Below are 6,223 nucleotides of genomic sequence, written 5' to 3' on the forward strand. Positions count from 1 at the left end.
GAAAATAAAACTGGTGGATATACTGTCTGCCAGTTTTATTTGTTTGAAGAGAATATTTCCTTTTGACGATTATTTTGTTTATTAGTGATAAACCAATGGCGTAAAATAATATTAATAAAATAGGATGGAGGAAATGTATGATTGCGATTGTTTTTCTTACCTTAGTTATTTTATTGATTCCATTTATGTTTCTTTCAAAAAATTCCAAAAAACAAACAATAGAACGTAAAAGCCTGCTCTTTTTAGGCTACATCATTTGTGCTGCACCTATGATTTATGTCGTTATAGATGATAGGATAAATGATTACGAAGATGCTAATATTGGGTTGGGACTGGGGATATTTTTGACATGGGGCCTTACAGCCTGCGTTTATTTAGGATGGTGCATTTTTTCTGTTATAAAAGCAATCCGTAAAGCTAATAAATAGATTTTTGAGTTGGACTTCTTTTGGAGCCAATGAATAATGGTGATTTTGTCATTGGCGAGAAGAACATAAGAATGAATGAAAGGCTCAAGTGTACTTGTAGCAAGTGTTTAAACAACAAAACGATATGAGGCAAGAAATATAACGAAATAAACGTGAGTAATAAATAATTTCATCTCACAATTGAAAGAGTAGGGCTTGAAAGTATACATACAATATAGCTTTAAAAGTAGTTCGTTTCATTGCGCTTACCCCACTCGTTTTCCGCGGCGAAAGCTTGAGACTCCTTCGCTTCCCCCCTTCGGAGTCTTTAGCCTTTCCTCTATTTCTAAGCAGGAGACGAGTGGCCACGGCTCCATTCCACTGAGATTTTCAACTATTGTATGCAAACAATAAACACCATATAAAAACATCCGAACTATTAGCCTTATTGTTTATTAAAATTGGTTAGCTGTATCCTGAACCTAACTACTTATATTCAAAACACTTTTAATATGTATGTAAAAGATAGGAAAAACAGTTGCGATAACTAATGGTATTAGTTATCATATTAATTATATTAGTTTTAACGATGAGAGGAGCAAAATGATGAAAATAACAAAAATTGGTAATGTTTATCAACTTTCCTTTATGCCCCGGTTCTTTCCTGTTAATTGTTATTTTGTTGAAGAAAAGGAAGGCTTGACCTTGATTGATTGTGCTTTACCGTACAGCAGTAAACATATTCTTGCAGCTGCTAAGAAAGTAAATAAACCTATTACTCGGATTGTGCTGACACATGCCCATGATGACCATGTTGGATCATTGGACGCACTAAAGGAAGCATTACCACATGCTCCTGTCTATATTTCTAGACGAGATTCTCGCCTTCTAAAAGGGGATACTGGACTTGAATCAGGGGAGCCTGATACTCCTATTCGCGGGGGAGTACCTAAAAAGATAATAACGAAGCCGGATATATTGTTAGAGGACGGCGATGAAATAGGAGCTTTGCTGACCATTTCGACTCCTGGACACACTCCAGGTTCATTATCCTTTTTCGATAAAAGCAGCAGAGCAATAATTACAGGCGACGCCTTGCAAACACGAGGAGGAGTAGCTGTTGCGGGTCAACTAAATCCGCTATTTCCATTTCCCGCATTTGCGACATGGAATAAGGAGCTTGCTTTAAACAGTGCAAACAAACTGCTGGAATTATCTCCTTATGTCCTTGCTGTCGGCCATGGTAAGATGATTACAGACCCAGCTGGTCTTATGAAAAAGGCAATAGAACGCAGTCAAAAATAAAGAGAAGCTCGAAAGGAAGTTCCGATATGTCGCCGAGACCTGGACTCGATTTACAAACGATTTTAAAAACTGCTACAAAACTCGCTGATACAAATGGTCTTGAAGCAGTTACTTTAGCTACATTAGCTAAAACGCTGCAAGTTAAATCACCGTCCCTATATAATCATGTAAAAGGATTACAAGTATTAAAAATTGAAATGGCAAAATACGGCTATCGGCAGCTGAATGACCAATTAGCTGAAGCTGCCATTGGCCGCTCGCAAGATGCTGCTGTTCATCATCTCGGCAAGACGTATGTAAGCTTTGTCCGCAGTCACCCTGGGCTATATGAGGCAATGCTTCGTGCACCTCGTGCAGCAGATGAGGAGCTCGAAGCAATTCAAAGCAGAAGTATTCAAATCGTCCTTCAGGTGATGAACGAATACAAGCTTGGCGAGGAAGAAACCCTGCATGCTGTCAGGGGATTAAGAAGTATTCTGCATGGTTTCGCTTCACTCGAACAAAACGGGGAATTTGGTTTGCCATTAAAGCTGGATATAAGCTTAGAGCTGGCGTTAAATGCTTATCTTGCAGGAATTAAAGCATTAAATATATAGTAATAGTTCTTTATGTGGAAGCTGATTGGTTGACTAAATTGGCTATATAAATAAATGGTTTGCTTGTATTTTTAGTAAGTATTTATTTGTACAGTTAGCCTGGCTGTTAGTTATTTTATTATTATTTAGTCCTGATTTTTCCATGTTAGTCTAATTAATCAATAATCAATTAAGCTCCATCTGTTATAACCTCTATTTCACACACATCTAGTGGCCGTCATTGTGATAATGACAGGATATATGGTCACTGGATGCATTTGGTTTCATCCTATGGGGTAAAGTACCTTCAAAATGTTAAAATTACACAAATAAATAGACTATAATCGTAATAAAAACCTTTCATTTGACAGGAGCATAGGATTATACTAAATTAATAATGAATTATTAATTCATTATTAAGAGGTGTTTATTATTCAAGCAAAAAAAGAGGAAGTAAAAAAACAAATGGAAGCTGCGGCATTGAAAGTTTTTTTTGAAAAAGGATTTTCAAAGGCGAAAATGAGTGATATTGCAGAAGAAATTAATATTTCAGTTGGCAATATATATACGTATTTTAAAAACAAAAATGAGCTGTTTTATACAGTAATTCCAGCGTCTTTAGTAGATTATTTGCAAAAAATATTAGTGGAAAGCATACATATCGTAAATCAGAACTTTTTGGACGATACGAATGAAAAAGAGGCTGCAATTTATCAAGAACAAATCCATCTATTAACAGAATATCATATGCAAATTGTCATTATTTTTGAAAAAAGTCATGGTACTATTTACAGCAATGCCAAAAACGAACTAATAGATTTAATGATCGCAACAAAAAAGCCGTACATGAAGGACACCTACCAAAAATCCGATATTAACAAGGAAGAAAATATGATTTTATTAAACATTCTTGCTAATAGCTTCGTCGATATGATATTGGATTTACTAAAGCGTGAGATGAGCGTAGAAAGCAGAAAACGAATTTTTGAGATGCTTAGTATTTACCGACTGCATGGAGTGAAAAGCTTAAATCAATAGCAAGTGATTCACCGATATACGTCCAAATTGTATAAAGGTGCTATCGCTTTTTTTTACCATCAAAAATGAATTGTTTATTCATTATTATATGTAAGGAGGACAATTTTTCATGAAGACAGGTTACGCATTAAAGAATTGCCAGGTGATATATGGGGATATGCGAAAAAAAGCGGATACAAATATGACTATTTTAATTAATGAACAAGGGCTAATTCTGGATATCGGAAAATCAAACGATCTTTCAGTGCCAAGTAATTATGAAACGGTGGATATTTCAGGGAAATATGTAATGCCGGGCCTTATCAATGCCCATGTCCATCTTTTTGCGGACGGTAAACCTTTTTCATTGTCTGTAAGGGAAGGAGTGCTGAATTTTGCGTATCATCATATCTTGGATACGAAAATTGGCAGAAGTGTATTAAAGAAACGAATGAAAAAAAACGCCATAACTGCACTTCACGCTGGTGTAACAACGATGCGCAGTGTTGGAGAATTTTTTTATCAGGATGTGCAGTTAAGGGATGAAATAAAGGCAAACGAGTTTGTTGGACCAAATCTGCTTGTATCGGGATATTTTCTGAGTGTGACAGGCGGACACGGGGCACCTTATTTGGCTTTAGTCGGTGACTCTCCTTGGGAAGCACGCAAAAATGTCAGAATAAATGTCAAAAACGGAGTAGACTTAATCAAAATTTGTGTCACTGGCGGGGTTACTGATGCAAAAATGGTTGGTGAAGCTGGCCGTTTACAGATGACAGAGGAAGAGGTTGCTGCCATTTGTAAGGAAGCACATAAACTCGGCATGCTTGTTGCAGCACATGTAGAAAGCACAGAGGGAGTAAGAATTGCTCTTCGAGGTGGAGTAGATACGATTGAACATGGTGCAGAGATGGATGAAGAAATTATCACATTATATAAAAAAAATCCTAACGCATTAAAGGGCTACACGGCATTAATACCTACCCTGCAGGCAGGTTATCCTAGTGCAAAATTAGACAGAAGTCTTACAAAGGTGAGTGAAACAGTGAAGGAAAACTCCCGACTTGTCTATGATTCCATGCTGAAAGGAGTACAGCAGGCGGTAAAATATGATATTAAAATGGGGATCGGAACAGATGCAGCCATGCCATTTGTGACCCACTATGATATTTGGCGGGAATTAGACCACCTTATGAGACAAACAAACCTGAACCCAATCCAACTGATTGAAAAAGTTACAAAAGTAAATGCAGAAATTTTAGGAATCGATGACCTAACAGGGACAATAGAGCTTGGAAAACAAGCAGATTTAATCGTGCTAGACCAAAATCCGTTAGACAATCTAAAAGCATTGGCGGATATTTCAATGGTTATGGTTAAAGGTAATCTTATTAAAGCACCAGCTGTTAAAAAAATGAAGGAAGTGGATGAGCTGCTTGATTTAGTTTGGTAGATTGGAAGATTGATAGAGAAAAAATAATGAAAAACACTTGCCAATTCAATGGCCGAAAAGTGTTTTTCATTTATTTACGTTGAATAAAATATGGACCACAGTTTGTTTCATGTGTCATGATAATAGTCCATTCGTTATTCCAATCCATTACATACATGTCATTATAATACATATCATCTTCTATATAAGGTAGGTCCTTTATTGTAAGTGTGTCTGCATGCTCATATAGGTAAGCATCATCAATAAACTGATAAAATATTGTACATTTATGCTTGTCTTGCTGAAGAAATGCTGATACTGCATCATCTTGCTTAAGACATTTTACCTTTTCCCAAGAGCATAAATGCCACAGAAAATCATTCATCCAAATCTCCTGTTGTTCTTTAAAGGAAAGATGGCTTGCAAAACATTCACGCCATCTACCACGCAAGTATGTACCCCACTTCGGAATTTCCAGTTGCTTTAATTATGTCTTTTCCATAATAATAAGCTTCCTTTCTAGCTGATTTTAAACAATATTCATTTTTGGAACCTCCTATTGATCATTATCCCTATTTTTATAAAGAGTATATTCATTTCGATAAAGCACGCCATTTTTTATTATTTTCTTATTTCTTCAATCATCAAGTGATGTAATTAGTGAAGAATTGTAAGAGCTAGAAGGAATAGCATGCCTTTGTGTTGAATGTGTATATCGATAAGAAAAGCAATAATCTGTTTTGCTAAATATTCTACTAGGAGCTGAAATAATGTTCAATCAAAACAAAATGATTCCCACACAAGGAACAGAAGTAGAAGTAGATAATATTTATACTATTTTACCTCCACCTGGAACAATTATCGGTGAGGCAACAGAAGCAGAAATGGAAAAAGCAGCAGAGCTAGAAATTAAGCATATGGCCTTCGTTCGCTTGCAAGACATGAACATACAATTTGATGGTACATCTTATAAAGAGCTATTAAAGGATTTTCAAGAATTTGAAGCAGAGACAACTGCTTTTTGGAGAGATATTGCAAGAAGGTTAGCTGTTCCGTATGAGTGGCCAATCAGAATTGACCATGCGAATGGACCGATTTATCTTGGCGAGCATGATATATACGTGGAAGAGGAAGAAGAGACAGAAGATTGATTGCTACCTTCATGAGTCTATTAAGAGGCTGGTACATAAGTAAGTGAATCTGTATAAAAACCGAACTACTTAATCAATCAATGTTTAAATAGTTCGGTTTTTTTTGTGTTTTTTAGTTTTAATACACTGATTAGAAAACTTAGTGGAATGGAGCGGAGGTCACTCGACTCCTGCGGGAAATAGAGGAAAGGCTGAGACCCCGCAGGCGATGAAGTGACCCCAAAAAGTTGGACAGTATTTTTGTTAAGCTGCTGTCTGGGTAAGAGTCCGATACTGGATCGGGCTCTTACCTTTTAATTTGGTTTTGATTCTAATGTTATTGTAGTAATGAATATA

8 protein-coding genes are annotated in these 6,223 nt (G+C 36.3%); 6 read left to right on the top strand and 2 right to left on the bottom strand.

Annotation, left to right across the window (positions count from 1 at the left end):
* Positions 1–137 precede the first annotated feature (137 nt).
* The 5 genes from EM808_RS09295 (at position 138) to EM808_RS09315 (ending at position 4,757) form a co-directional block, all read left to right on the top strand.
* Positions 138–428 carry a hypothetical protein gene (locus tag EM808_RS09295; protein WP_127737883.1) on the top strand — a complete coding sequence of 97 codons (291 nt, stop codon included), beginning with the start codon at positions 138–140 and terminating at the stop codon, positions 426–428.
* 585 nt (positions 429–1,013) lie between these two features.
* Positions 1,014–1,712 (top strand): MBL fold metallo-hydrolase, encoded by a 699-nt coding sequence (locus EM808_RS09300; protein WP_127737945.1) that lies wholly within the window; start codon positions 1,014–1,016, stop codon positions 1,710–1,712.
* Between the two features lie 26 nt (positions 1,713–1,738).
* Positions 1,739–2,308 (top strand): TetR/AcrR family transcriptional regulator, encoded by a 570-nt coding sequence (locus EM808_RS09305; RefSeq protein WP_127737884.1) that lies wholly within the window; start codon positions 1,739–1,741, stop codon positions 2,306–2,308.
* A gap of 459 nt (positions 2,309–2,767) precedes the next feature.
* Positions 2,768–3,325: a TetR/AcrR family transcriptional regulator gene (locus EM808_RS09310; RefSeq protein ID WP_235856583.1), complete on the top strand. Its 558-nt coding sequence runs from the start codon at positions 2,768–2,770 to the stop codon at positions 3,323–3,325.
* 109 nt (positions 3,326–3,434) lie between these two features.
* Positions 3,435–4,757: a metal-dependent hydrolase family protein gene (locus tag EM808_RS09315; protein WP_127737885.1), complete on the top strand. Its 1,323-nt coding sequence runs from the start codon at positions 3,435–3,437 to the stop codon at positions 4,755–4,757.
* A gap of 70 nt (positions 4,758–4,827) precedes the next feature.
* Here EM808_RS09315 and EM808_RS09320 read toward each other — a convergent pair whose 3' ends face one another.
* Positions 4,828–5,214 carry a DUF4275 family protein gene (locus EM808_RS09320; RefSeq protein ID WP_164849617.1) on the bottom strand — a complete coding sequence of 129 codons (387 nt, stop codon included), beginning with the start codon at positions 5,212–5,214 and terminating at the stop codon, positions 4,828–4,830.
* Positions 5,215–5,524: 310 nt separating this feature from the next.
* Here EM808_RS09320 and EM808_RS09325 point away from each other — a divergent pair, with 310 nt between their 5' ends.
* Positions 5,525–5,887 carry a hypothetical protein gene (locus EM808_RS09325; RefSeq protein ID WP_375545274.1) on the top strand — a complete coding sequence of 121 codons (363 nt, stop codon included), beginning with the start codon at positions 5,525–5,527 and terminating at the stop codon, positions 5,885–5,887.
* 243 nt (positions 5,888–6,130) lie between these two features.
* Here EM808_RS09325 and EM808_RS09330 read toward each other — a convergent pair.
* Positions 6,131–6,223: IS3 family transposase (locus EM808_RS09330; RefSeq protein ID WP_164849610.1), on the bottom strand; the 93-nt coding region annotated here is incomplete at its 5' end.

This window comes from Niallia taxi (assembly GCF_004005475.1).
In the GTDB taxonomy this organism is placed as follows: Bacteria; Bacillota; Bacilli; order Bacillales; family Cytobacillaceae; genus Niallia; species Niallia taxi.

Excerpts from the sequence above, each read along its gene's own strand:
- EM808_RS09300 (WP_127737945.1), top strand. The coding sequence starts at position 1,014 with ATGAAAATAACAAAAATTGGTAATGTTTATCAACTTTCCTTTATGCCC.
- EM808_RS09295 (WP_127737883.1), top strand. The coding sequence starts at position 138 with ATGATTGCGATTGTTTTTCTTACCTTAGTTATTTTATTGATTCCATTT.
- EM808_RS09305 (WP_127737884.1), top strand. The coding sequence starts at position 1,739 with ATGTCGCCGAGACCTGGACTCGATTTACAAACGATTTTAAAAACTGCT.
- EM808_RS09315 (WP_127737885.1), top strand. The coding sequence starts at position 3,435 with ATGAAGACAGGTTACGCATTAAAGAATTGCCAGGTGATATATGGGGAT.
- EM808_RS09325 (WP_375545274.1), top strand. The coding sequence starts at position 5,525 with ATGATTCCCACACAAGGAACAGAAGTAGAAGTAGATAATATTTATACT.